This is a genomic window from Mycolicibacterium vaccae NBRC 14118 = CIP 105934 (assembly GCF_001552715.1).
GTDB lineage: Bacteria > Actinomycetota > Actinomycetes > Mycobacteriales > Mycobacteriaceae > Mycobacterium > Mycobacterium vaccae.
In genome coordinates, this window is record NZ_BCRS01000093.1 from 1 (window position 1) to 24,867 (window position 24,867).

Below are 24,867 nucleotides of genomic sequence, written 5' to 3' on the forward strand. Positions count from 1 at the left end.
CAGCGGGGGCGGGCGGGACGGCGGGGGGCTCGGGGACGTCCAGGTCGCGTTGCGTGGTGGCGGCGGCCGGCGCCGTCGGGACGTCCGTCTCCTCAGCCGGGGCGGGGCCGCTCGCCGGGGTCTCGACGACCGGGGACTCGACGACCGGGGACTCGACGACGGTGGGTGTGGCGTCGACGTCGTCGGGGGTCTGTTCGTCGTCGATCACGACGACGTCGTCGGGGAGTTCCTCGTTTTCCGGGGCGGGCGCAGCGGCGCGGTCCCGGTCGTCGTCGTCGAGGACGGGTTCGTCCTGGAGGTCTTCTTCGACGGGTTCGTCTTCGTCGACGGGTTCGTCTTCGTCGACCGGTTCGTCATCGTCGACGTCGGAGTCGTCCGGCCCGTCGGTCACCGCCCCGACGTCGCTGGGGCCCTCGTCGTCGCGAGGCGGCCCGGTCTCGGTCTGGGACGCGTCACCGCCGCCCGTCCCGACCGACTCGTCGGCCGCGGCAACCCCGCAACCGAACCCGAGGAACACCGCCGCGCCGACCCCCGCCGCAGCGAAAACCTCGATACCTTTGCTCATCCCCTGACCACCCCGCATCGACCAACTATGAAGGGCGAAGAAGTCCCGGTCAATGTTTGCCGGTCCGTCTTTGTGCGGTCCTGGATTAGGCTCGCCGGGTGCTCATCGTGATCGAGGGAGTCGACGGCGCCGGCAAACGCACGCTGACCGACGGTTTGCGCACCGCGTTCGAATCCGGCGGCCGGTCCGTGGCCACTCTGGCGTTCCCCCGGTACGGCGTCTCGGTGCCCGCCGACGTCGCCGCCGAAGCCCTGCACGGCAGCCACGGCGACCTCGCCGAGTCGGTGTACGGAATGGCCCTGCTGTTCGCGATGGACCGGGCAGGCGCGCGCGACGAGATCGACCACCTCCGGTCGGCCTACGACGTGGTCCTGCTGGACCGCTACGTCGCGTCCAACGCGGCCTACAGCGCGGCGCGGCTGCATCAGGGCGCCGACGGCGACGTCGTGACCTGGGTGCGCGACCTGGAATACCGGCGGCTGCGCCTGCCGGCCCCCGACTGGCAGATACTCCTGGACGTGCCGACCGAGCTGGCGGCGCAGCGGGCAGTCAATCGGGCCGCCGAGGACGCCGACCGGGCCCGCGACGCCTACGAGCGCGACGACGGATTGCAGCGCCGCACCGGCGCGGTGTACGGCGAACTGGCCGCGGCCAACTGGGGCGGCCCCTGGCAGGTGGTGCCTCCGGAGGTCGACGCCGCCGAGCTCGCCGGCCGCCTCACCTCGGACTGAAACCTGGTAACAGCGCGAACTGCCGCCCGAGCGGATAAGCTCCGTCGCGGGGAAGTCGCAACCGCGGCAGTTTGATTCAGGGGGACCGTTGCCAGTTCAGAGCAGTATTCGCAGGGAATCCGCGGTGGCGGCGGAATCGACCGTCGATCACCTGATTACCTGCCTCAAATCGGCGAGCCAGCGATTCGACCAGGGACGGCACACCGAGGTGAAGCCGCTGGCCGGACACCTGCGCGCGCTGCTCTACCGCAGCGACGGGTCGGACGCGCTGCAGGGCCTGCGCGACACCCTCACCTGGGTCGACACCGCCGGTGTGCCCAACCCCAAGACCGCGTGCTCGATCGCCGGGCTGACCCTGATGCGAATCCGCAGCCGCCACCACGGCGCCGAGGAGTACGTCCCGAAACTGGCGATGTACCCGCCGGCGCCGATCCGCACCAGAGACGGTGACCAGATCTTCAGCGGCTCGCGCATCCCGTTCGAGCACTGGTGGACCAACCCGGTGCTGATGGACTCCGTCGGCGCGCAGTACTCGCGCAAGGAACTCGTGCTCGCGATGGCCGCGCTGGACGACCGGGACGCCAGGTCCGCCCGGCGGGCCCTGGCCCGCAGTGCGTCGCTGGGCTGGGTGGTGCGCGACGCGCCCGCGGCCCGGCTGTGCAGTAGCCCGGTGGTCGCCAGCGTCCGCCAGATCGGCTACGAGGTGATGCAGTCCCTCGCCGAGCAGCGCGAGATCCTCGACGCCGTTCGTTGACGCGTCCCGCCGCGCGGTAGGACACGCAAAACACCCCGCGTGGTAGCAGCGGTTTATCGCAATCTGGTGACACCATGGACACCATGAGGCAAAGGATCCTGGTAGTCGACGACGACCCTTCGCTCGCCGAGATGCTCACCATCGTGCTGCGCGGCGAGGGATTCGACACCGCCGTCATCGGTGACGGCACCCAGGCGCTGACCGCCGTGCGCGAACTGCGCCCCGATCTGGTGCTGCTGGACCTGATGCTGCCCGGCATGAACGGCATCGACGTGTGCCGCGTGCTGCGCGCGGACTCCGGCGTGCCGATCGTGATGCTGACCGCCAAGACCGACACCGTCGACGTGGTGCTCGGCCTGGAATCCGGCGCCGACGACTACGTGATGAAGCCGTTCAAGCCCAAGGAGCTGGTCGCCCGGGTGCGTGCCCGGCTGCGGCGCAACGAGGACGAGCCCGCCGAGATGCTCTCCATCGCCGACGTCGACATCGACGTCCCGGCGCACAAGGTCACCCGGCAGGGTGAGCAGATCTCGCTGACGCCGCTGGAGTTCGACCTGCTGGTGGCGTTGGCGCGCAAACCGCGCCAGGTGTTTACTCGTGATGTGCTGCTCGAACAGGTGTGGGGTTACCGCCACCCCGCCGACACCCGTTTGGTGAACGTGCATGTCCAGCGACTGCGGGCCAAGGTCGAGAAGGACCCGGAGAACCCGCAGGTGGTGCTGACCGTTCGAGGAGTGGGATACAAGGCCGGACCTCCGTGATCAGACGGCTCGCCGTCGTCGTGATCAGACGGCTCGCCGTCGTCGTGATCGGACGGCCCGCCGTCGTCGTGATCGGACGGCCCGCCGTCATCGCGAGACGACCCGGGCGGGCATTGTGATCTTCGGCTCGCGCCGCCGCATCCATCGCCGATCGGCGCCACTGGTCCGCGGACTGAGTGTGCTCGGCCGCGCGCTGAGCACGATCTGGCGCCGGTCCCTGCAGCTGCGTGTGGTCACGCTGACCCTCGGGTTGTCGCTGGCCGTCATCCTGGTCCTCGGCTTCGTCCTGACCAGCCAGATCACCGACCGCATCCTCGAAGTGAAGGTCGGCGCGGCCACCGAGGAGATCGAACGCGCCCGCACCACCGTCAGCGGCATCGTCGGCGGCGAGGAGACGCGCTCCCTGGACAGCAGCCTGCAGTTGGCCCGCAACACACTGATCGACCGCAAAGCCGACGCCGGCACCGGATTGGCCGGGACGTTCGACGCGGTGCTCGTGGTCCCCGGCGACGGCCCCCGCGCGGCGACCTCCGCAGGACCCGTGGACCAGATCCCCGACACCCTGCGTGACTTCGTCAAGGCCGGACAGGTCAGCTACCAGTACGCCACGGTGCACACCGACAACTTCAGCGGCCCGGCGCTGATCATCGGCAGCCCCACCGCGTCGTCCTCGTCGTCGGTGACCAACCTCGAGCTGTACCTGATCTTCCCGCTCAACAGCGAGGACTCCACGATCGCGCTGGTCCGCGGCACCATGGCCACCGCAGGCGTCGTGCTGCTCGGCCTGCTCGCCGCGATCGCACTGCTGGTCGCCCGCCAGATCGTGCTGCCGGTGCGGTCCGCGTCCCGCATCGCCGAACGTTTCGCCGAGGGCCACCTCACCGAACGGATGCCGGTGCGCGGCGAGGACGACATGGCCCGACTCGCGGTGTCGTTCAACGACATGGCCGAAAGCCTGCACCGCCAGATCACCCAACTCGAAGAGTTCGGAAACCTGCAGCGCCGGTTCACCTCCGACGTCAGCCACGAACTGCGCACGCCGCTGACGACCGTCCGGATGGCCGCCGACCTGATCCACGACCACGCCGAGGACCTGGACCCGGCCCTGCGGCGCTCCACCGAGCTGATGGTCAACGAACTCGACCGGTTCGAGTCCTTGCTCAACGACCTGCTGGAGATCTCGCGGCACGACGCCGGCGTCGCCGAACTGGCCGTCGAGGCCGTCGACCTGCGTTCCATCGTGCAGAGCGCCCTGGACAACGTCGGACACCTCGCCGAACAGGCCGGCGTCGAGATGAGCGTCGAGCTGCCCACCGAGGAAGTGATCGCCGAAGTCGACCCGCGCCGCGTCGAGCGGATCCTGCGCAACCTGATCGCCAACGCCATCGACCACGCCGAACGCAAGCCGGTCCACATCCGGATGGCCGCCGACGTCGACACCGTCGCGGTGACCGTCCGCGACTACGGGGTCGGCCTGCGCCCCGGTGAGGAGAAGCTGGTGTTCAGCCGGTTCTGGCGCGCGGACCCGTCGCGGGTCCGTCGGTCCGGCGGCACCGGTCTGGGGCTGGCGATCAGCATCGAGGACGCCCGCCTGCACCAGGGCCGGCTCGAGGCGTGGGGCGAGCCCGGCAAGGGCGCCTGCTTCCGCCTCACCCTCCCGCTGGTGCGCGGCCACAAGGTCACCAGCAGCCCGCTGCCGGTGAAGCCGGCCGACATGTCGGCCGGACCCGCCCGTCGGGTGCGCGAACCGGCAGGGGAAGGCGTGTGAGACGCGTTGCCGCGCTGTGGCTCTGCGCGCTCATGGTTCTTCTCGTCGGTTGTGCCGGGGTGCCCAGTTCCTCATCGCCTCAGGCCATCGGCACCGTGGACCGGCCGGCACCGCCGAGCCTGCCCAAACCCACCCCCGGCATGGACCCGGACGTGCTGCTGCGCGAATTCCTCAAGGCCACTGCCGATCCGGCGAATCGGCACCTGGCGGCGCGTCAGTTCCTCACCGAATCCGCCTCCAGCACCTGGGACGACGCCGGCAGCGCGCTGCTGATCGACAATGTCGTGTTCGTCGAGACCCGAACGCCGGACCGGGTCGAGGTCACCATGCGGGCCGACATCCTCGGGTCGCTGTCGGACATGGGCGTTTTCGAGACCGGCGCGGGCGCACTGCCCGACCCCGGCCCGATCGAACTGGTCAAGACCGCCGGCGGGTGGCGCATCGACCGACTGCCCAACGGGGTGTTCCTGGACTGGCAGCAGTTCCAGGCCACCTACAAGCGGCACACCCTCTATTTCGCCGATCCCACCGGCAAGACCGTGGTCCCCGACCCGCGTTACCTCGTGGTGTCCGAACCCGACCAGCTCGCAACAGAATTGGTGAGCAAGCTGATCGCAGGCCCGCGACCGGAGATGGACCGGACGGTGCGCAACCTGCTGGGCCCGCCGATGCGGCTGCGCGGGCCGGTGACCCGCGCCGACGGCGGCAAGACCGGCATCGGCCGAGGCTACGGCGGGGCCCGCATCGACCTGGAGAACCTGTCGACGACCGACCCGCACAGCAGGCAACTGCTTGCCGCACAACTGATCTGGACGCTGTCACGCTCGGGCATCAACGGCCCGTACGTGATCAACGCCGACGGCGCCGCCCTCGACGACCGCTTCGCCGACGGCTGGGATACCGCCGACGTCGCGGCGACCGACCCCGGCGCGGCCGACGGCGCCGCGGCCGGACTGCACGCGCTGGTCGGGGGTTCGCTGGTGCGCCTCGACGGTGAGCGCGCGCCACGCGTCGCAGGGCCGTTCGGGCAGATGCCGGGACAGACCGCCGCGGCGCTGTCGCGGACCGGCCAGGAAGTCGCCTCGATCGTCACGCTGCGCCCCGGCGCACCCGACATGGCGTCCTCGCTGTGGGTGGGCCCGTTGGGCGGCAACGCCAGCCAGGCGCTGGACGCCCGCAGCCTGAGCCGGCCCAGCTGGTCGCTCGACGACGCCATCTGGGTCGTGGTCGACGGCAACAACGTCGTGCGCGTCATCCAGGACGCGTCGGGCCAGCCCGCGCGCATCCCCGTGGACGCCACCGCAGTGCTGACCCGCTTCCCCGGCGGCATCGCCGAACTGCAGTTGTCGCGCGACGGCACCCGCGCGGCGATGATCATCGAGGGCCGCGTCGTGCTGGCCGGCGTCGAGCAGACCCCCGGCGGCGGTTACGCGCTGACCTACCCGCGACGGCTGGGATACGGGCTGGGCGACACCGCGTTGTCCCTGTCCTGGCGCACCGGCGACGACATCGTCGTCACCCGCACCGACCCGCAGCATCCGGTGTCCTACGTCAACCTCGACGGCGTGAACTCCGACGGGCCCAGCCGCAACCTGCTGATGCCGGTCACCACGGTGGCCGCGAGCCCGTCGGCGGTGTACGTCGCCGACGGACGCGGGGTGCTGCTGCTGTCGGGCTCGGTGGCAGAAGACCCAGGCTGGAGCGAAGTGCGGCCGCTGATGGCAACGGGCGCGGTGCCGGTGCTGCCCGGCTGACCCACACGTGTCGCCGGCACAGCCCGCCGGCGATCGGCTCGACGGAGAGGTTCGGTATGTCGGTGGAGATTCCGCGCAAAGCAGTGCTCGCCGGGGCGGGGATCGGCCTGGCCGCCGTGGCGGTGGCCGCGTGTTCGAAGTCCGGGTCCGGCTCCTCGGAATCCCCGGGTTCGTCGAGTTCGTCGGGGACGGCCGATGCGCTCACCTCGACCGCCGACGTGCCCGTCGGGTCGGGAGTCATCGTCGGCGACGTGGTGGTGACTCAACCGGTGGCGGGGCAGTACAAGGGCTTCTCCGCGGTGTGCACGCACAACGGATGCCTGCTCGACAAGATCGCCGACGGGACGATCAACTGCCCCTGCCACGGCAGCCGCTTCAACCTGGACGGCGCGGTGGTCAACGGCCCGGCCGAGAAGCCGCTGCCTTCGGTGCCCATTCGGGTGCAGGGGGATGCGATCGTCAAGGGTTAACCGGGTCGCCGGCGCCGCGAGCGTGAAGCCACGGTCGCGATCGCCGGCGCAACGCGACCGTGGCGTCACGCTCGCGGAACGTGTCGGATGCCGGGGCGACACTGACCGCGTGCTCGATCTGGTCCTTCCGCTGCAGTGCGGCGGGTGCGACGCCGTCGCCACCGCGTGGTGTGAGGCTTGCGCGCGCGAACTGACCGTCAAGCCCGACGAACCCCACCTGGTGACCCCGCGCGTCGATCCCGGTGTGCCGGTGCTGTCGCTGGGGCGCTATGCCGCAGCGCGCCGCAGGGCCATCGTCGGGCTCAAGGAACGGGGCCGCGCCGATCTGCAGCGCCCGCTCGCGGCGGCCCTGCGCGACGCGACCGAACATCTGCTGACGTGGGGGGTGCTCGAGGTGCCGTTGACCCTGGTGCCCGCGCCGACCCGGCGTTCGTCGGCCCGGCGCCGCGGCGGCGACCCGGTGACCCGGATCGCGCGCACCGCAGCGGCCGGTCTGCCTGGCGTCAGCGTCGCCCCGGTGCTGCGCTTCACGGCGTTCACCCGCGACTCCGTCGGGCTCTCGCCGGCCGGCAGGCAGCGCAACGTCGCCGGCCGGGTGCGGCTGACCGGAGCTGTCCGCGGACCCGTCCTGGTGGTCGACGACGTCGTCACCACCGGCGCCACCGCCGCCGAATCCGTCCGGGTCCTGCAAACCGCTGGTGCCCACGTTGTTGCTGTGCTCGCAGTGGCGAACGCGTGACCACGCGCGGCCTGTTACCCGGGGGTCAATCGGGCATGAAGAACTGACAACACAAAGAACGAATTAGTGGCACGTCCGGTGAACAGCGACTACCGTCGGCACCAACCAACCGTGAACACTTCACGGCGGCGCTCAGCAGTGAGACGCCGGTATCGCGTCAGCGGTAGGAGGTGAGTAGTCGACACCTGGCACCGGCGAGTGGCGCGTCCGAAATGCCCTGTCGGTGCGATATCTGTTCAGTAGGGCACGCAGGGGGCGTGCGAATCGCGAGAGAGAATCGAGTTGCCAAGTATGACAAGTCATTCCGTGGATGCCGACAGCACGATTTCAATCGATCCCGACGATGCGGTGAGGTCGTCTGACGAGACTTCGAACGCCGAGGTGGTGGTGACCGGGCGCAACGTCGAGGTGCCGGACCACTTCCGTACCTATGTCGCCGAGAAGTTGTCTCGATTGGAAAGATTCGACCGCACCATCTACCTGTTCGACGTCGAACTCGATCACGAGAAGAACCGCCGCCAGCGCAAGAACTGTCAGCATGTGGAGATCACCGCCAAGGGCCGTGGTCCCGTCGTGCGCGGAGAGGCCTGCGCCGACAGTTTCTACGCCGCGATGGAAGCCGCCGTGAGCAAACTCGAGGCCCGGCTGCGCAAGAGCAAGGACCGCCGCAAGGTCCACTACGGCGACAAGACCCCCAGATCCCTGCGCGAGGCCTGCTCGCTAGACCACCTGGAGAGCGCGTTCGCCCCGCCCGCCCAAGACGCCGCGGAACCCGAGGCCGGGCTGACCGGGAACGTCGACGAGCACGAACCGGGCCGCATCGTGCGCGTCAAAGAGCACCCCGGTACCCCGATGACCGTCGACGACGCCCTCTACGAAATGGAACTGGTGGGCCACGACTTCTTCCTGTTCCACGACAAGGAAAGCGACCGGCCCTGCGTGGTGTACCGGCGCCACGCCTTCGACTACGGGTTGATCAAACTCGCCCCACCCGCCTGACCCATGCGGATCCCCCGGGACTTCGGTCCCGGGGGATTTCGTGTGTAAAGGTCACGGCACGGGCACGCGCGACCAGCATTTTCGTTGCGTCACCTACGATGGTGTCCGTCTATTTGCGAAACGCATCCGGCGAGGAAAAAGGGTATTCAGCGTGCTGTCGAAGTTGCTCCGTATCGGCGAGGGCCGCATGGTCAAGCGCCTCAAGGGGGTGGCTGACTATGTCAACACCCTGTCCGACGACATGGAGAAACTCTCCGACGCCGAACTGCGGGCAAAGACCGACGAGTTCCGGGCTCGGCTGGCCGCCGGTGACGAGGACCTCGACGACCTGATGCCCGAGGCGTTCGCCGTCGCCCGCGAGGCCGCGTGGCGCGTACTGAACCAGAAACACTTCGACGTCCAGGTGATGGGCGGCGCCGCCCTGCACTTCGGCAACGTCGCCGAGATGAAGACCGGTGAGGGCAAGACCCTGACCGCGGTGCTGCCCGCCTACCTCAACGCGTTGTCCGGCAAGGGCATGCACATCGTCACCGTCAACGACTACCTGGCCAAACGCGACGCCGAGCAGATGGGCCGCGTGCACCGCTTCCTGGGCCTGGACGTCGGCGTGATCCTGTCCCAGATGACCCCGGACCAGCGCCGCACCGCCTACAACGCCGACATCACCTACGGCACCAACAACGAGTTCGGGTTCGACTACCTGCGCGACAACATGGCGCTGCGCCTCGAGGACTGCGTCCAGCGCGGCCACAACTTCGCCATCGTCGACGAGGTCGACTCCATCCTGATCGACGAGGCCCGCACCCCGCTGATCATCTCCGGGCCGGCCGACGGCGGATCGAACTGGTACACCGAGTTCGCCCGGCTGGCGCCGCTGATGGAGAAGGACGTCCACTACGAGGTGGACATCAAGAAGCGTGTCGTCGGCATCAACGAGATCGGCGTCGAGTTCGTCGAGGACCAGCTGGGCATCGAGAACCTCTACGAGGCCGCGAACTCGCCGCTGATCAGCTACCTGAACAACGCCATCAAGGCCAAGGAGCTGTTCGAGCGCGACAAGCACTACATCGTCCGCAACGGCGAAGTGCTGATCGTCGACGACTTCACCGGCCGCGTGCTGATCGGCCGCCGCTACAACGAGGGTCTGCACCAGGCGATCGAGGCCAAGGAACACGTCGAGATCAAGGCCGAGAACCAGACCGTCGCGACGATCACCCTGCAGAACTACTTCCGCCTCTACGACAAGCTGGCCGGAATGACCGGCACCGCCGAGACCGAGGCCGCCGAGCTGCACGAGATCTACAAGCTCGGCGTGGTGCCGATCCCGACCAACCGGCCGATGATCCGCGCCGACCAGTCCGACCTCATCTACAAAACTGAAGAAGCCAAGTTCATCGCCGTCGTCGACGACGTCGCCGAGCGTTACGAGAAGGGCCAGCCGGTCCTGATCGGCACCACCAGCGTGGAGCGCTCGGAGTTCCTGTCCCGGCAGTTCGAGAAGCGCCGCATCCCGCACAACGTGCTGAACGCGAAGTTCCACGAGCAGGAGGCCGGCATCATCGCCGAGGCCGGACGGCTCGGCGCGATCACCGTGGCCACCAACATGGCCGGCCGTGGTACCGACATCGTGCTCGGCGGCAACGTCGACTACCTGCTGGACCGGAAACTGCGCCAGCGCGGCCTCGACCCGGTCGAGACCCCTGACGAGTACGAGACGGCCTGGCACGAAGAGCTGCCCGCCATCAAGGAGCAGGTGGCAGCCGAAGCCAAGGACGTGATCGCCGCCGGCGGTCTGTACGTGCTGGGCACCGAGCGTCACGAGTCCCGCCGCATCGACAACCAGCTGCGCGGTCGCTCCGGCCGCCAGGGCGACCCGGGCGAGTCCCGCTTCTACCTGTCGCTGGCCGACGAGCTGATGCGCCGCTTCAACGGCGCCACGCTGGAGACGCTGCTGACCAGGCTCAACCTGCCCGACGACGTGCCGATCGAGGCCAAGATGGTCTCGCGCGCGATCAAGAGCGCCCAGACCCAGGTCGAGCAGCAGAACTTCGACATCCGCAAGGAAGTTCTCAAGTACGACGAGGTGATGAACCAGCAGCGCAAGGTGATCTACGCCGAGCGCCGCCGCATCCTTGAGGGCGAGAACCTCGCCGAGCAGGCCCACAAGATGCTGGTCGACGTCATCACCGCCTACGTCGACGGCGCCACCTCCGAGGGCTACTCCGAGGACTGGGACCTGGAGAAGCTGTGGGAAGGGCTCAAGCAGCTCTACCCGGTCAGCATCGACCACCACGACCTGATCGACTCCGACGCCGTCGGCGAGCCCGGCGAGCTGACCCGCGACGAGCTGCTGGAGGCGTTGATCACCGACGCCGAGCGGGCCTACGCCGAACGGGAACGGGAGATCGAGGAGATCGCCGGCGAGGGCGCGATGCGTCAGCTGGAACGCAACGTGCTGCTCAACGTGCTCGACCGAAAGTGGCGCGAGCACCTCTACGAGATGGACTACCTGCGCGAGGGCATCGGCCTGCGCGGCCTGGCCCAGCAGCGGCCCGAGGTCGAGTACGCGCGCGAGGGCTACGACATGTTCGTCGCGATGCTCGAGGGCATGAAGGAGGAGTCGGTCGGCTTCCTGTTCAACGTCCAGGTCGAACCGGCCCCGGCCCCGGCCACGGTCGCCGCGCAACCCACGCCCAGCGGGCTGGCCGAGTTCGCGGCCGCCGCCGCGCAGCAAGGTGGGGTGGCCACCAAGGAACGTCCTGTGCCGCCGGCAGCCGGTGTCCGGGCGAAGGGGCTCGACGAGAAGGCCCAGCCGCTGACCTACTCCGGTCCGTCCGAGGACGGCGGCGTCGAGGTCAAGCGCTCCGGTGGTGCGCCGTCGACCGGCGGCAGCCGCAAGGAGCGTCGCGAAGCCGCCCGCCAGCAGAAGACCGGTAAGCACGCCAAGCGTCGCTGATCAGCCGATCTGCAGCGCGACCAGCCGCCAGCCGTCGCGGTGACGCACGATGCGTCCCGCGATGGCGTGCACCCGGCCGCTGCGGGTGAACGACGCGAACACCTCCGCGGCCGTCACCTCGGCGTCGGTGCCGGCTGACCGGACCCGCACGCGGCGCAGCGTGGCGCTGCCCGTGCGCGGCGCCGCGGCCCGGGCGATCACGCAGTCGATCAGCAGCGGCGTCATCAGCGGACGCAGCTGGGCCACCGGTCTGCGCCGGTCGATCACCTCGACGACCTGACGCAGCGCGGTCTCGGCGAACGTCACCGCCGACCGCGGCGGTGGCTGCTCCTGCGGTGCCGCGGGCGGTCGGTGCGCGCGCAGTGGTCGTAACCCGCTGCGGTGCAGCGATTCCGGGGACGGGACCGGACACGGCCGCGGCGGTCTGGTTGCCAGCGGCTGGGGGAGAGGCTCGTAGTCGACGACCGGCGAGGTCGTCCACCCCGGTGCCGGCGCGGCGGGATCAGGCGCCGCGAGCTCGGCCGCCGTGCGATCGGGCGAGGTGCGATCGGGTGAGGTGCGATCGGGTGAGGTGCGGGATGCGGGCATGCGGACTCTCCAGGGATCGAGGTGGATCTGCCGGAGAGTTGCAGACGGCTCCATGCTCGCACGGCTGACAGGCACCTCAGAGCAGCTGTTGTGCGCGACCCCCGAAAATGCCGATACCGTGGCAGGGTCCGACCGGTGACGAGGTGAGCAGAGGGGGCGACGCCGCACATGGTGACGAGGTTGTCGGCGGCGGACGCGTCGTTCTACCGGCTGGAGAACTCGTCCACCCCGATGTACGTCGGCACACTGCAGATCCTGCGCAAGCCCCGCAACGGGCTGAGCTACGAGACGCTGCTGGAGACCGTCGAGCAGCGGCTGCCGCAGATCCCGCGCTATCGGCAGAAGGTGCGGGAGGTGGCTTTCAACCTGGCCCGGCCCGTGTGGATCGACGACCGCGACTTCGACATCACCTACCACATCCGGCGCTCCGCGCTGCCGTCGCCGGGCAGCGACGCCCAGCTGCACGAACTGGTGGCCCGGCTCGGGTCGCGACCGCTGGACAAGTCCCGGCCGCTGTGGGAGATGTACCTGGTCGAGGGGTTGGCCAAGAACCGCATCGCGATCTACACGAAATCCCATCAGGCGCTCGTCAACGGCATGGCCGCGCTGGAGATCGGCCACGTGATCGCCGACCGGACCCAGAAAGCCCCCGAGTTCGGTGAGGACATCTGGATCCCCGGCCGCGAGCCCAGCGACCGGCAGCTGATGCTCGGCGCGCTCGGCGAATGGATCATGCGGCCCACCGCCCAGGCCGCCGCGGTGCGCTCGACGGTCGTCGAAGCGGTCACCAACGCCAGCCGGATGGTCGAACTCGGGCGCCGCGGCGCCGAGATCGCCCGCACCGTCGCCCGCGGCGCCGCTCCGAGCAGCCCGCTGAACACCACCGTGTCCCGGAACCGGCGCTTCTCGGTGGCCTCGGGCAGTCTCGACGAGTTCCGCGCCGTGCGTGCCCGTTACGAGTGCGACGTCAACGACGTGGTGCTCGCGATGATCGCAGGCGCACTGCGCAACTGGCTGCTCTCGCGCGGCGAACCGGTGCGCGCGACGACCACCGTGCGCGCGATGGCGCCGATGCCGGTGTACCCGGACGGCGACATCGACTCCAACGGCCCCGGCCAGGCGATCGGCGAGGTGGCTCCGTTTCTGGTGGATCTCCCTGTGGGAGAAGCGAATCCGGTGGTCCGTCTGACCCAGATCGCGCACGCCACCGAAACGCATCCGACCGCGCCCAGCCTGGTCGACGCCCGCACCATCATCACGCTGTCGGGTTTCGCGCCACCCACACTGCACGCCATGGGGATCCGGGTCGCGACCAGCTTCTCGGCGCGGCTGTTCAACCTGCTGATCACCAACGCCCCCGGCGCCCAGAAGCAGATGTACGTCGCCGGGACCAAACTGCTGGAGACCTACGCGGTACCGCCGCTGCTGCACAACCAGACGCTGGCCATCGGCGTCACCTCCTACAACGGGATGCTGTACTTCGGCATCAACGCCGACCGGGACGCGATGAGCGACGTCGACATGCTGCCCAGCCTGCTCCGCGAGAGCCTCGACGAGCTGGTGGAAGCCGCACGGTGACCCGATCGTGGCGCCGTTGGAATTGACGGGACCACGCCGCGGGGGTCGAATGGGTTGCGATGGCTGACTTCTCCGAGCACCAAGCGACCGTCGTCCCCTCCGCCGACAGCGACACCGGGCCCATCACGCACCCGGTGCTGGAGGTGCCTGTTCAGGAAGACCGGATCACCCGGCGGCGCAGCATCGACTGGGTGGTCTTCGGCGTCACCGCGGTGATCGCGGTCAGCTTCCTGACATGGGGCTTCCTGAGCACCGAGACGCTGGCCAGTGCGTCGAGCGCGGCGCTGACCTGGGTGATGGACAACACCGGATGGCTGTTCGTGCTCACCAGCACCGGCTTCGTCGTGTTCGTGCTGTACCTGGCGCTCGGCCGCTACGGCACCATCCCGCTGGGCCGTGACGACGAACCGCCGGAGTTCAACGGGATCTCCTGGGTGGCGATGATGTTCAGCGCCGGCATGGGCATCGGGCTGATGTTCTTCGGCGTCGCCGAACCGTTGGCGCACTTCACCACTCCGCCGCCCGGCACCGGGCCCGAGGGCAACCCCGACGCCGTGCAGACCGCGATGGCCACCACGCTGTTCCACTGGAGCCTGCACCCGTGGGCGATCTACGCGGTGGTCGGGCTGGCCATTGCCTACGGCGTGTACCGCAAGGGACGCCTGCAGTTGATCAGCGCGGCGTTCGAGCCGCTGTTCGGCCCCCGCGTCAACGGTCCGTGGGGCAAGGTCATCGACATGCTGGCGATCTTCGCCACGCTGTTCGGGTCGGCGGCCTCGCTGGGCCTGGGCGCGTTGCAGATCCGCAGCGGGCTGCAGATCGTCGGCGGCATCGGCGAGACGGGCAACACGATCCTCGTCGTCATCATCACCGTGCTGACACTGTGTTTCGTGCTGTCGGCGGTGTCCGGGGTGGCGCGCGGCATCCAGTGGCTGTCCAACATCAACATGGTCCTGGCGGTCGCCCTGGCGATGTTCGTGTTCGTGGTCGGCCCGACGGTGTTCATCCTGAACCTGCTGCCGACCACACTGGGCAGCTATTTCGCCGACCTGAACATGATGTCGGCGCGCACCGGCGCCGAAGGCCCCGACGTCAACGCGTGGCTGCAGTCCTGGACGATCTTCTACTGGGCCTGGTGGGTGTCGTGGACGCCGTTCGTCGGGATGTTCATCGCGCGGATCTCGCGCGGCCGCACCATCCGTCAGTTCGTCGCCGGGGTGCTGCTGGTGCCGAGCCTGGTGTCGCTGGTCTGGTTCGCGGTGTTCGGCGGCGCGGCGATCAACGAGCAACAGAACGGCACCGACCTGGCCGGCGAGGGCGGGGTGGAGGCGCAGCTGTTCACGCTGCTGGAGCAGTATCCGATCACCACGATCGCCAGCGTGGTGGTCATGGTCCTGGTCGCGATCTTCTTCGTCTCCGGCGCGGACGCGGCGTCGATCGTGATGGGCTCGCTGTCGCAACGGGGCACGATCAGACCGAGCCGCAGCACCGTTGTGTTCTGGGGTGTGGCCACCGGCGCCGTCGCCGCGGTGATGCTGCTCGTCGGCGGTGAGGACGCGCTGACCGGCCTGCAGACGATCACGATCATCGCGGCGCTGCCCTTCGTGCTCGTCATGGTCGGTCTGGCGGTGGCACTGATCAAGGATCTGCGTCACGACCCGAAGATCGTGCGGCGTGAATACGCCGCCGAGGCCGTCGACAGCGCGGTGATCGCCGGGGTCACCCGGCACGGCGACGACTTCGTGATCTCGGTGGAGAAGGACCCGAACGCCGACGACGACGAGCCGAGCGCCTCGCGCTGACGGGGACCCGGGCCGGGGCGGCTACCCTCAGGTCGTGCGCGTCTATGTCCCCGCAACGTTGGCCATGCTCCAGCGTCTGGTCGCCGACGAGGCCCTGCGCCCGGTCAACGGGACCGCGTTCGCGGTGACCCCCGCGCTGCGGGAGGCCTACGCCGAAGGTGACGAGGACGAACTCGCCGACGTCGCATTGCGCGAGGCCGCGATGGCGTCGCTGCGCATTCTCGACGACGAGGGCGGGGAAGGGCTGCCGTCGCGTCGGGTGGTCGTGGAAGCCGACCTCGACGACGACGCCGTCACCGTGCGACCCGATCTGGACGACGCGGTGGTGCGTCTGTCCGGCACCGTCGCGCTGGGCCGGGTGATCGCGGCCTACATCGACACCTCCGCTGCGGAGCCCGCCGTGAAGGCCGCGATGGCGGTGATCGACGACGCCGATCTGGGGGACGAGGACGCCGAGCTGACCGTCGGCGACGCGCAGGACCACGACCTGGCGTGGTACGCGCCACAGGAGTTCCCGTTCCTGCTTGAGCTGCTCTGATCTGGATACGGTGGCGTAAGTTACGGTACCGTAGGTTCACCGCGTCGCGTTGCCGGGTAAGTCACCCGCAGCCACCGCAAGCCAAGTGGGAGTCATGGCCAAGAACACGATCAAGAACACTGCCCGAGTGGCCGACACCGTGCGGCCCACGATCGCCGGAGCCAAAGACAAGCCCGGCTGGCATCTGCTGCGCACCATCGCCGGTCGCATCACCACGCCGCTGCTGCCCGACGACTACCTTCAGCTGGCCAATCCGCTGTGGTCGGCCCGCGAACTGCGCGGCCGCGTGCTCGAGGTGCACCGCGAGACCGTCGACTCCGCCACGCTGGTCATCAAGCCGGGATGGGGATTCTCCTTCGACTACGAGGCCGGCCAGTACATCGGCATCGGTCTGCTGGTCGACGGCCGGTGGCGGTGGCGCTCCTACTCGCTGACCAGCAGCCCCATCACCAGCAAGGGCTCCCGCACGATCACCATCACGGTCAAGGCGATGCCCGAGGGCTTCCTGTCGACGCACCTCGTCGGCGGCGTCGCCCCCGGGACGATCGTGCGGCTGGCCGCCCCCCAGGGCAATTTCGTGATGCCCGATCCGGCGCCGCCGGCGGTGCTGTTCCTGACCGCGGGGTCGGGGATCACGCCGGTGATGTCGATGCTGCGCACGCTGGTGCGGCGCGGCCAGATCACCGACGTCGAGCACGTGCACTCGTCGCCGACCGAAGACGACGTGATGTTCGCGGCCGAACTGGCCGAGCTGGCGGACCGCCACGAGGGTTACCGACTGCGCGTGCGGGCTACCCGTACCGAAGGCCGGCTCGACATCGACCGGCTCGACGAGGTCGTCCCGGACTGGCGGGAACGCCAGACCTGGGCGTGCGGGCCGGAGGCCATGCTGGAATCCGCGCAGCGGAAGTGGAAGTCGGCGGGAATCGCCGACCATCTGCACCTGGAGCGGTTCGCGGTCACCCGGGCCGCGCACGCCAGCGGCGGGACCGTCGACTTCTCCCGGTCGGGCAAGAGCGCCACCGTCGACGGGGCGACGTCGTTGATGGATGCCGGCGAGGCCGCCGGGATCCAGATGCCGTTCGGCTGCCGGATGGGGATCTGCCAGTCGTGCGTGGTGGGCCTGCTGGACGGGCACGTCCGCGACCTGCGCACCGGCGTCGAGCACGAGCCGGGCAGCCGCGTGCAGACCTGCGTGTCGGCGGCATCCGGCGACTGTGTGCTGGATGTCTAAGCTTTACTGGGTAGTAACCTACGGCTACGTAGGTTACGGTAGCGTAGGTAGCCGAGAGGAGGGCTGATCAATGGCAATTACCGATGTACCTGAATTCACCCACCTGACCGAGAAAGATATCGAGAATCTCGGTCGCGAGCTGGATGCGATCCGTCAGGAGATCGAAGACTCCCGCGGCGAGCGCGATGCGCGCTATATCCGTCGAACCATCGCCACCCAGCGCGCGCTGGAGGTGGCCGGCCGGCTGATGCTGGCGGGCAGCTCGAAGCGCAAGTTCTGGTGGGCGGGCACCGCGACGCTGGGCGTGGCCAAGATCATCGAGAACATGGAGATCGGCCACAACGTCATGCACGGTCAGTGGGATTGGATGAACGATCCCGAGATCCACTCCTCGTCGTGGGAGTGGGACATGAGCGGGGCGTCCAAGCACTGGCGGTTCACCCACAACTTCATGCACCACAAGTACACGAACATCCTCGGCATGGACGACGACGTGGGCTACGGCGTCATCCGGGTGACCCGCGATCAGCGCTGGACCCCGATGAACCTGGGCAATCTGTTCTTCAACACCTTGCTGGCCGTCGGCTTCGAGTGGGGCGTCGGGTTGCAGCATCTGGAGCTCGGCAAGATCTTCAAGGCCCGCGATGACCGTAAGGAAACGCTGGGCCGCGTCAAGGAATTCGGCATCAAGGCCGGCCAGCAGGTGGTCAAGGACTACGTCGCGTACCCCGCGATCACGTCCCTGTCGCCCGGTGCGACGTTCAAGTCGACGCTGACGGCCAACGCGGTCGCCAACGTCATCCGCAACGTCTGGGCCAACGCGGTGATCTTCTGCGGCCACTTCCCGGACGGCGCAGAGAAGTTCACCAAAACCGACATGGTCGGGGAGTCCCGGGGCCAGTGGTACCTGCGACAGATGCTGGGCAGTGCGAACTTCGAGGGCGGCCCGCTGCTGCGCTTCATGAGCGGCAACCTGAGCCAGCAGATCGAGCATCACCTGTACCCGGATCTGCCGAGCAACCGTCTCTATGAGATCTCGTTGCGCGTCCGCGAGATCTGCGACCGGTACGACCTGCCCTACACCACCGGGTCCTTCCTGGCGCAGTACGGCAAGTCGTGGCGCACGATCGCGAAACTGTCGCTGCCGGACAAGTTCCTGCGCGACACCGCCGACGACGCCCCGGAGACCCGCAGCGAGCGGATGTTCGCCGAACTGGATCCGTCGGAGCGGCGCGGGCTGAAGTCGGCCATCGCCGCGGTGCGGTCGCGCCGGCGCGCCAAGGTCGCTGCGAAAGCCGCGAAGATCGCGATCAACGACCAGGATCTGGCCGCCTGATCTGACGAGCAAACGGAATCGCCCGCTATCGATTGATAGCGGGCGATTTCGTTTCTGTGCCTAGCTCGGTGCCTAGCTCGGGATGAAGTCGAAGGTGTCGGGGTTCGGGCCGATACGGCCGGACTCGCCCTTGTCCAGGCCCGAGATCGCCGCGAAGTCCTTGTCGCCGAGCTCGAAGTCGAACAGCGCGAAGTTGTCCTTGATGCGTTGCAGCGTCACCGATTTCGGGAACACGATGTCGCCGCGCTGGATGTGCCACCGCAGCACCACCTGCGCCGGCGTCTTGCCGAGGGTCTCGGCGATGCGGGTGACGACCGGGTCGTCGAGCACCTGGCCCTGCGCGATCGGCGACCACGCCTCGGTCGCGATGCCGTGCTCGCGGCCGTAGGTCCGCACCTCGTCGTTGGCGAAGTACGGGTGCACCTCGATCTGGTTGACCGCAGGCACGGTGCCGGTCTCGTCGGCGAGCCGCTGCAGGTGTGCCACCTGGAAGTTCGACACGCCGATGCTGCGCGCGCGGCCGTCCTTCTTGAACTCCTCCAACGTCTTCCACGTCGACACGTAGTCGCCGTCGTACAGCGTGGGCAGCGGCCAGTGGATCAGGAACAGGTCGACGTAGTCGAACTCCAGCGCCCTGAGCGTGTCGTCGAAGGCGCGCCGGGCGTCGTCGGGTTTGTGGAATCCGTTGTTCAGCTTGCTCGTGACGAACACCTCGGCGCGGTCGATGCCGGCGTCGCGAATGCCCTGGCCCACGCCCTTCTCGTTCTGGTACATCTCGGCGGTGTCGATGTGGCGGTAGCCGATCTCCAGTGCCGACTTGACCGCCGCGGCCGTGTCGTCCGGCGGGATCTGATAGACGCCGAAGCCCAGCTGCGGGATGCGCGCGCCGTCGTTCAATTCAATCGTGGGTGTGTTGCTCAAGATCTTTCCTCCTCTTCCGCCGGACAGCGTGCCCGGCCGGCGTGCGCTACAAACACCATTACCAACGCGCGACAGGGACGTCAGCCTTCCCTCAACGCGGCCAGCAACCTGCGGGCGGCGCGCACCCGGCCCTCGGCCGCGCCGGTCAGCGTGTCCAGAGCGCACTCGGGATCGGCGGGCGGGCCCATGTGGCCGCAACCGCGGGGGCACTCGTCGATCGCATCGGCCAGGTCGGAGAACGCCATCACAACGTCGTCGGGTGCGATGTGGGCAAGCCCGAACGACCGGATGCCGGGGGTGTCGACCACCCAGCCGCCCTCCCGCAGCGGCAGGGCGATGGACTGGGTCGAGGTGTGCCGCCCCCGGCCCACATCGGTGACCGTGCCGGTGGCTCGATCCGCGTCCGGCACAAGGCGATTCACCAATGTGGACTTCCCGACCCCGGAGTGGCCCAGCAGCGCGGTCACCTTGCCGGTCAGCAGCGAGCCGACCGATTCCAGCGGATCGTCGCGGCCCGCGATGGTGATGGTCAGGTCGAGGTCGCGGAACTGCTCGGCGAACGGCTCGGCCGGGGCGAGATCGGTCTTGGTCAGGCACAGGATCGGCTCCAGCCCACCGGCGTAGGCGGCGATCAAAGTGCGCTCGACCAGGCCGGTGCGCGGCGGCGGGTCGGCCAGCGCCACCACGATCAGCAGCTGATCGGCGTTGGCGACGACCACCCGTTCGGTCGGATCGGTGTCATCGGCGGTGCGGCGCAACACCGTTCGGCGTTCACCGCGGCGCACGATGCGGGCCAGGGTGTCGGTGCGGCCGGACAGGTCGCCCACGACGTCGACGTCGTCACCGACCACGATCGGGGTGCGGCCCAGTTCGCGGGCCCGCATCGCGGTCACCCGGCGGTCGGGATCACCGCCCAGCACGCATCCCCAGCGGCCCCGGTCGACGGTGACGACCATCGCCTGCTCGGCGTCGTTGTGCTCGGGCCTGGTCTTGGTGCGCGGCCGCGAGCCGCGTCCGGGGCGGATCCGGACGTCGGACTCGTCGTACTCGCGCTTGCCCAACGAGTCAGGTCTCCCTCGGGTGCGCGGCGCCGTCCTGAAGGTCGGTCTGCCCGGCCAGCATGTCGGCCCACAGCTGCGGGAAGTCCGGCAGCGTCTTGGCGGTGGTGCCGATGTCCTCGACCTCGACCCCCGGCACCCGCAGACCGATGATGGCGCCCGCGGTGGCCATCCGGTGGTCGGCGTAGGACTGCCACACGCCGCCGTGCATCTGCTCCGCGGTGATCACCAGACCGTCGTCGGTCTCCTCGCACCGGCCGCCGATGCGGTTGAGCTCGGCGCTCAGCGCCGCCAACCGGTCGGTCTCGTGACCCCTTAGATGGGCGATGCCGCGCAGCCGCGACACCGAGCCCGGGGTGGCCAGCGCGGCCATCGCCGCGACCGAGGGGGTGAGCTCGCCGACCTCGCGCAAGTCGACGTCGATACCCCCGTAGGTCGTCGCGCCCTGCACTTCGAGGTAGGAATCTCCTTGGCGCACTTCGGCTCCGAAGCCGGCCAGGATGGAACGGATGGTGTCGGCGGGCTGGATGCTGACGGTCGGCCAGCCCATGATGCGCACCGTGCCGCCGCTGATCACCGCGGCAGCCAGGAACGGCACCGCGTTGGACAGGTCGGGCTCGATGACCCAGCGCCTCGCCTCGACCCGGCCCGGAGCCACCCGCCACCGGCCCGCGGCGGAGTCGTCGACCTCGACACCGGCGTCGCGCAGCATCGACACCGTCATCGCGATGTGCGGCGCCGACGGCACCGCCCCGCCGGTGTGCACCACGGTCAGACCCTCGGTGAACGCCGCGCCGGACAGCAGAAGACCCGATACGAACTGCGAGGACCCGGACGCGTCGATCTCGACCGTCCCGCCGCGCACCGACCCGGTCCCGCGCACGGCGAACGGCAGACCGTCGCCGTCGACCTGCACCCCGAGCCCGCGCAGCCCGTCCAGCAGCGGTGCGATCGGCCGCGACCGGGCCTGCTCGTCGCCGTCGAACGTGACGGTCTCGGTGGTCAGCGCCGCCACCGGCGGCAGGAAACGCAGCACCGTGCCCGCCAGGCCGCAGTCGATGCGGGCGCCCGCCTGCGGGGCCAGCGCGCCGCCGACCGTCAACTCACACCGGTCGCCGTCGTCGGATTCCACCGACACCCCGAGATCCCGCAGCGCCGCGATCATCAGGTCGGTGTCGCGGCTGCGCAGCGCACCGCCGATCGTCGAGCTGCCCTGCGGCACCGCGAGCGCCGCGAGGACGAGTGCCCTGTTGGTCTGCGACTTCGAACCGGGCACGGTGACCGTCGCGTGGATGGGTGTCGCTGTCGACGGGGCATGCCAGGTACTCACAGGCTCATTGTTCCCTGTCGCAGATCCGGCGCGCCCAAGCACCCTGAACGTCGCATTGCGCGCCGGATTCCCGGGGTCTGGAACCATGGAGACATGTGCGGACGTTTCGCGGTGACCACCGATCCGGCGCTGCTGGCCGAGAAGATCAAAGCCATCGACGAGGCCACGGCCCAGCTCAAGGACGGAACCGCGCCGAACTACAACGTCGCGCCGACGACCACCGTCGCGACCGTGGTCAAACGCCACACCGAACCGGAGGACGAGTCGACGCGCCGGGTCCGGCTGATGCGCTGGGGCCTGGTGCCGCCGTGGGTCAAGGCCACCGACGACGGCGGCCCCGTCACCTCCGGGCCGCTGCTGATCAACGCCCGCTCGGACAAGGTCACCTCCTCGCCGGCGTTCCGCAGCTCGGCCAAGGCCAAACGCTGCCTGGTGCCGATGGACGGCTGGTACGAGTGGCGCGGCACCAAAGGCGACAAGACGCCCTTCTTCATGTACGCCGGCGATAGGGAGCCGCTGTTCATGGCCGGACTGTGGTCGACGTGGCGGCCCAAGAACGCCCCCGAGGACAGCAAGCCGCTGCTGAGCTGCACGATCATCACCACCGACGCGGCCGGACCGCTCGCCGAGATCCACGACCGGATGCCGCTGACGATCAGCGAGCGGGACTGGGACCACTGGCTCGATCCCGACGCCCCGATCGACGAAGGGCTGCTGCGCGGCCACGGGGACCTCGACCGCATCGAGATCCGGGAGGTGTCGCGGCTGGTCAACAGCGTGCGCAACAACGGCCCGGAGCTCATCGAGCCCGCCGAGCCGCAAGCCGAGCAGGGCACGCTGCTGTGAACCACCCCCTGCACGCGACCGGCGTCGTCGACGCGCTGGCCGCCGACCTCCGCGCGGCCGGTTACACCACCGACGGGGTGACCGAACTGCTCGGCGCCGACGCGGGCGCGGCGTTCAGCCGCGGCCTGTGGTGGTCGGCCCTGCGCGCCACCGACCGCGCCCCCGAAGACCGGCAGCGCCTGGCCACCTTGATCCGGCTGTTCCTGCTCGGCACCGACGAATCCCGGGACGCTGTCGGCCGGGCACTGCCGAGCGCGGGCGTCGACGCGCTGATCGACAACGGGGTCGTCGAACCCGCCGGGGACGCCGCGCTGCGCGCCGTGCTGGACATCAGGCCGCACAGCGACGGCGCGACGGACCTGCTGGTGGTCTCCGATCAGGATTCCGCGCTGCGCTCCGGCCCGGTGCACCACGACCACGTCCTCGGCATCGGCGGCGCGTCGGTGTCGCTGGCCCACGCGGTGGTGCGGACCCCGGTCGGCCGCGCGCTCGATCTCGGCACCGGATGCGGGATCCAGGCGCTGCACCTGCACGCGCACTGCGAGGAGATCGTCGCCACCGACACCAACCCGCGGGCCCTGGCGCTGGCCGCGGCCACCGCGCGTCTCAACGGCATGTCGTGGGACCTGCGGCTCGGCAGCATGTTCGAGCCGGTGGTTGGTGAGCGATTCGACCTCATCGTGTCCAACCCGCCGTTCGTCGTTGGCACCGGCTCGCTGGACTACATCTACCGGGACTCGGGGATGGCCGGAGATGCGCTGTGCCAGAACCTGATCGAACAGTCCGCCGATCATCTGACGCCGGGCGGGACCGCGCAGATCATGGCGAACTGGATCGTGCGCCACGGCGAGGAGCAGGGCGGCTGGCGTGACCGGGTCCGCGGTTGGCTCGCCGGGACCGGCCTGCACGCCTGGGTGGTACAGCGCGAGTTCGCCGACCCGATCAGCTACGTCTCGCTGTGGACGTCGGACGCCGGTGAACCGCCGGAGCAGGCCGCCCGCCGGGGCGGGCAGTGGCTGGACTGGTTCGACGCCGAGGGCATCGCCGGGGTCGGCATGGGCCTGATCACGCTGCGCGCGCCGCGGGTGGGGGAGACCCGTGCCCCCGACCAGGTCCTCGAAGAGATCACCGGCGCCGACGAGGCGCTGACCGGTCCCGAGGTTGAGGCGTTCTTCGCCCGCCGCGAGTACCTGCACGACACCAGCGACTCGCAGCTGCTCGCGGCCCGGCTGTCGACGGCGCCGGTGTTCCTGGAGGAGCAGTCCCTGCCCGGCCCCGACGGCTGGCAGGTCGTCGGCGCCGCCGTACGCCGCCCGGGCGGACCCGCAGCGGTCATCGGCGTGGACGAGGTCTCCCGGGCGTTGTTCGCCGGGTGCCGCGGCGAGGTTCCGCTGGGCACCCTGATCGAGCTGCTCGCCCGCTTCCACGGCGTGGACGCCGACGCGCTCGCCGAGGCGGCGCTGCCGGTGGTGCGCGAGGCGATCGGCCGCGGCATCCTCTACCAGGCGCGGTGAGCCAGTGCGGTGACCACCACGTAGGGAGCGGTGAACGCCACCACGCCCGACGGTTCGACGTGGCCGCCCAGGGTCTTCTCGAACTCCGCGGTCAGCCTGTCCTGCTGTGCGGGGTCGACGCGGCGGAAGGTCTCCACGTGAACCGGGGACTCCGCGCTCAGGAAGCGCAGTGCCGCGGCCACGGACTCGAACTCCCACCTGTGCCGGCCGTAAGTGATGTCGATGTCGCCGAAATACGGTGCCAGCCGGGCCGCCGACGTCTCGGTGTCGCCCCACTGTTCCGGGGAGAAGCCGGTCGTCGGCGGCGGTCCGAGCACCGCGACGACGGGATCGAAGAACGGATTGCTGGCATTGCGCACCCATGCCGAAAAGACAAGCACTCCAGTGGGTTTGAGTAACCTGGCAATCTCGTCGACCTGGCGGGCGGGGTCGACGAAGATGATCCCCATGTTTGAGACCACGGCATCGAACGTCCGCGTGGGCAAGCCGGTGTCGGCCGCGTCGGCGGTGTGCCAGGTGACCGCGTCGGCCCCGGCGCGTCGCCGGGCGAGCGCGATCAGTTCCGGGGTGTAGTCGACGCCGGTGACCTGCGCGCCGCGGGCGGCGGCCGCCAGCGCGGCGCTGC

Annotated in this window: 21 protein-coding genes and 1 pseudogene; 16 read left to right on the forward strand and 6 right to left on the reverse strand. The window is 69.4% G+C overall.

All coding sequences use genetic code 11. The features are described from left to right. A pseudogene (locus tag MVA01S_RS31345) lies at window positions 1–565 on the reverse strand (hypothetical protein); the annotation flags it as partial. A 98-nt stretch (window positions 566–663) separates the two neighbouring features. Here MVA01S_RS31345 and MVA01S_RS17840 point away from each other — a divergent pair. From MVA01S_RS17840 to secA, 9 genes are all read left to right on the forward strand, one after another. After that, window positions 664–1,296 (forward strand): dTMP kinase, encoded by a 633-nt coding sequence (locus MVA01S_RS17840; protein ID WP_003929114.1) that lies wholly within the window; start codon window positions 664–666, stop codon window positions 1,294–1,296. A gap of 124 nt (window positions 1,297–1,420) precedes the next feature. Beyond that, complete coding sequence (locus tag MVA01S_RS17845; RefSeq protein ID WP_003929115.1) at window positions 1,421–2,050, forward strand: hypothetical protein; 630 nt, start codon at window positions 1,421–1,423, stop codon at window positions 2,048–2,050. A gap of 74 nt (window positions 2,051–2,124) precedes the next feature. Next, window positions 2,125–2,811, forward strand: coding sequence for a two-component system response regulator MtrA (gene mtrA / locus MVA01S_RS17850; RefSeq protein ID WP_040540373.1), 687 nt, complete (start codon window positions 2,125–2,127; stop codon window positions 2,809–2,811). 115 nt (window positions 2,812–2,926) lie between these two features. Beyond that, window positions 2,927–4,579 (forward strand): MtrAB system histidine kinase MtrB, encoded by a 1,653-nt coding sequence (gene mtrB / locus MVA01S_RS17855; protein ID WP_003929117.1) that lies wholly within the window; start codon window positions 2,927–2,929, stop codon window positions 4,577–4,579. Then, on the forward strand, window positions 4,576–6,333 hold the full coding sequence (lpqB, locus tag MVA01S_RS17860) for an MtrAB system accessory lipoprotein LpqB (RefSeq protein WP_040540368.1): 1,758 nt from the start codon (window positions 4,576–4,578) through the stop codon (window positions 6,331–6,333). The genes mtrB and lpqB overlap by 4 nt, the downstream gene beginning before the upstream one ends. Window positions 6,334–6,389: 56 nt before the next feature. Then, window positions 6,390–6,803 carry a QcrA and Rieske domain-containing protein gene (locus MVA01S_RS17865; RefSeq protein ID WP_003929119.1) on the forward strand — a complete coding sequence of 138 codons (414 nt, stop codon included), beginning with the start codon at window positions 6,390–6,392 and terminating at the stop codon, window positions 6,801–6,803. 109 nt (window positions 6,804–6,912) lie between these two features. After that, window positions 6,913–7,542 (forward strand): ComF family protein, encoded by a 630-nt coding sequence (locus tag MVA01S_RS17870; RefSeq protein WP_003929120.1) that lies wholly within the window; start codon window positions 6,913–6,915, stop codon window positions 7,540–7,542. A gap of 291 nt (window positions 7,543–7,833) precedes the next feature. Continuing rightward, window positions 7,834–8,541 carry a ribosome hibernation-promoting factor, HPF/YfiA family gene (gene hpf / locus MVA01S_RS17875; RefSeq protein ID WP_040540364.1) on the forward strand — a complete coding sequence of 236 codons (708 nt, stop codon included), beginning with the start codon at window positions 7,834–7,836 and terminating at the stop codon, window positions 8,539–8,541. A 151-nt stretch (window positions 8,542–8,692) separates the two neighbouring features. After that, entirely contained in the window at window positions 8,693–11,497 is a 2,805-nt protein-coding gene (secA, locus tag MVA01S_RS17880; RefSeq protein ID WP_003929122.1) for a preprotein translocase subunit SecA, read from the forward strand. Here secA and MVA01S_RS17885 read toward each other — a convergent pair whose 3' ends face one another. Further along, window positions 11,498–12,085 (reverse strand): Rv3235 family protein, encoded by a 588-nt coding sequence (locus MVA01S_RS17885; RefSeq protein WP_051015221.1) that lies wholly within the window; start codon window positions 12,083–12,085, stop codon window positions 11,498–11,500. It lies immediately after the preceding gene. A gap of 168 nt (window positions 12,086–12,253) precedes the next feature. On the opposite strand from MVA01S_RS17885, the gene MVA01S_RS17890 reads away from it, so the two are divergent. The 5 genes from MVA01S_RS17890 (at window position 12,254) to MVA01S_RS17910 (ending at window position 18,573) form a co-directional block, all read left to right on the forward strand. Continuing rightward, complete coding sequence (locus tag MVA01S_RS17890) at window positions 12,254–13,663, forward strand: WS/DGAT/MGAT family O-acyltransferase (RefSeq protein WP_003929124.1); 1,410 nt, start codon at window positions 12,254–12,256, stop codon at window positions 13,661–13,663. Window positions 13,664–13,722: 59 nt separating this feature from the next. After that, window positions 13,723–15,465 (forward strand): BCCT family transporter, encoded by a 1,743-nt coding sequence (locus MVA01S_RS17895; protein WP_003929125.1) that lies wholly within the window; start codon window positions 13,723–13,725, stop codon window positions 15,463–15,465. 34 nt (window positions 15,466–15,499) lie between these two features. Then, on the forward strand, window positions 15,500–16,003 hold the full coding sequence (locus MVA01S_RS17900) for a DUF6912 family protein (protein ID WP_003929126.1): 504 nt from the start codon (window positions 15,500–15,502) through the stop codon (window positions 16,001–16,003). 94 nt (window positions 16,004–16,097) lie between these two features. Beyond that, entirely contained in the window at window positions 16,098–17,237 is a 1,140-nt protein-coding gene (locus tag MVA01S_RS17905) for a ferredoxin reductase (RefSeq protein ID WP_003929127.1), read from the forward strand. Between the two features lie 70 nt (window positions 17,238–17,307). Continuing rightward, complete coding sequence (locus tag MVA01S_RS17910; protein ID WP_003929128.1) at window positions 17,308–18,573, forward strand: fatty acid desaturase family protein; 1,266 nt, start codon at window positions 17,308–17,310, stop codon at window positions 18,571–18,573. Window positions 18,574–18,645: 72 nt separating this feature from the next. Here the strand turns inward: MVA01S_RS17910 and MVA01S_RS17915 are convergent, their stop codons facing one another. The 3 genes from MVA01S_RS17915 to aroA form a co-directional block, all read right to left on the reverse strand. After that, complete coding sequence (locus MVA01S_RS17915; protein ID WP_003929129.1) at window positions 18,646–19,494, reverse strand: aldo/keto reductase; 849 nt, start codon at window positions 19,492–19,494, stop codon at window positions 18,646–18,648. Between the two features lie 80 nt (window positions 19,495–19,574). Continuing rightward, a complete protein-coding gene (rsgA, locus tag MVA01S_RS17920; protein ID WP_003929130.1) occupies window positions 19,575–20,555 on the reverse strand; it encodes a ribosome small subunit-dependent GTPase A in 981 nt (326 codons plus the stop codon). Window positions 20,556–20,559: 4 nt separating this feature from the next. Continuing rightward, window positions 20,560–21,882, reverse strand: a complete 1,323-nt coding sequence (gene aroA, locus MVA01S_RS17925; RefSeq protein ID WP_003929131.1) for a 3-phosphoshikimate 1-carboxyvinyltransferase — start codon at window positions 21,880–21,882, stop codon at window positions 20,560–20,562. Between the two features lie 93 nt (window positions 21,883–21,975). Here aroA and MVA01S_RS17930 point away from each other — a divergent pair, with 93 nt between their 5' ends. Continuing rightward, the gene (locus tag MVA01S_RS17930; protein WP_003929132.1) at window positions 21,976–22,728 is read left to right on the forward strand and encodes an SOS response-associated peptidase; all 753 of its coding nucleotides are present in this window, start codon (window positions 21,976–21,978) and stop codon (window positions 22,726–22,728) included. Then, complete coding sequence (locus tag MVA01S_RS17935) at window positions 22,725–24,242, forward strand: DUF7782 domain-containing protein (protein WP_003929133.1); 1,518 nt, start codon at window positions 22,725–22,727, stop codon at window positions 24,240–24,242. The genes MVA01S_RS17930 and MVA01S_RS17935 overlap by 4 nt, the downstream gene beginning before the upstream one ends. Here MVA01S_RS17935 and MVA01S_RS17940 read toward each other — a convergent pair. Beyond that, window positions 24,227–24,867 (reverse strand): class I SAM-dependent methyltransferase (locus MVA01S_RS17940; protein WP_060941658.1); only part of this gene is annotated, 641 nt, incomplete at its 5' end. The two genes, MVA01S_RS17935 and MVA01S_RS17940, sit on opposite strands and share 16 nt — an antisense overlap.

What these genes read in the sequence shown, in the direction of transcription:
- mtrA (WP_040540373.1), top strand. Translation starts at nt 2,125, where the DNA reads ATGGACACCATGAGGCAAAGGATCCTGGTAGTCGACGACGACCCTTCG.
- MVA01S_RS17890 (WP_003929124.1), top strand. Translation starts at nt 12,254, where the DNA reads ATGGTGACGAGGTTGTCGGCGGCGGACGCGTCGTTCTACCGGCTGGAG.
- MVA01S_RS17930 (WP_003929132.1), top strand. Translation starts at nt 21,976, where the DNA reads ATGTGCGGACGTTTCGCGGTGACCACCGATCCGGCGCTGCTGGCCGAG.
- MVA01S_RS17865 (WP_003929119.1), top strand. Translation starts at nt 6,390, where the DNA reads ATGTCGGTGGAGATTCCGCGCAAAGCAGTGCTCGCCGGGGCGGGGATC.
- MVA01S_RS17895 (WP_003929125.1), top strand. Translation starts at nt 13,723, where the DNA reads ATGGCTGACTTCTCCGAGCACCAAGCGACCGTCGTCCCCTCCGCCGAC.
- MVA01S_RS17905 (WP_003929127.1), top strand. Translation starts at nt 16,098, where the DNA reads ATGGCCAAGAACACGATCAAGAACACTGCCCGAGTGGCCGACACCGTG.
- MVA01S_RS17910 (WP_003929128.1), top strand. Translation starts at nt 17,308, where the DNA reads ATGGCAATTACCGATGTACCTGAATTCACCCACCTGACCGAGAAAGAT.
- hpf (WP_040540364.1), top strand. Translation starts at nt 7,834, where the DNA reads ATGACAAGTCATTCCGTGGATGCCGACAGCACGATTTCAATCGATCCC.
- MVA01S_RS17885 (WP_051015221.1), bottom strand. Translation starts at nt 12,085, where the DNA reads ATGCCCGCATCCCGCACCTCACCCGATCGCACCTCACCCGATCGCACC.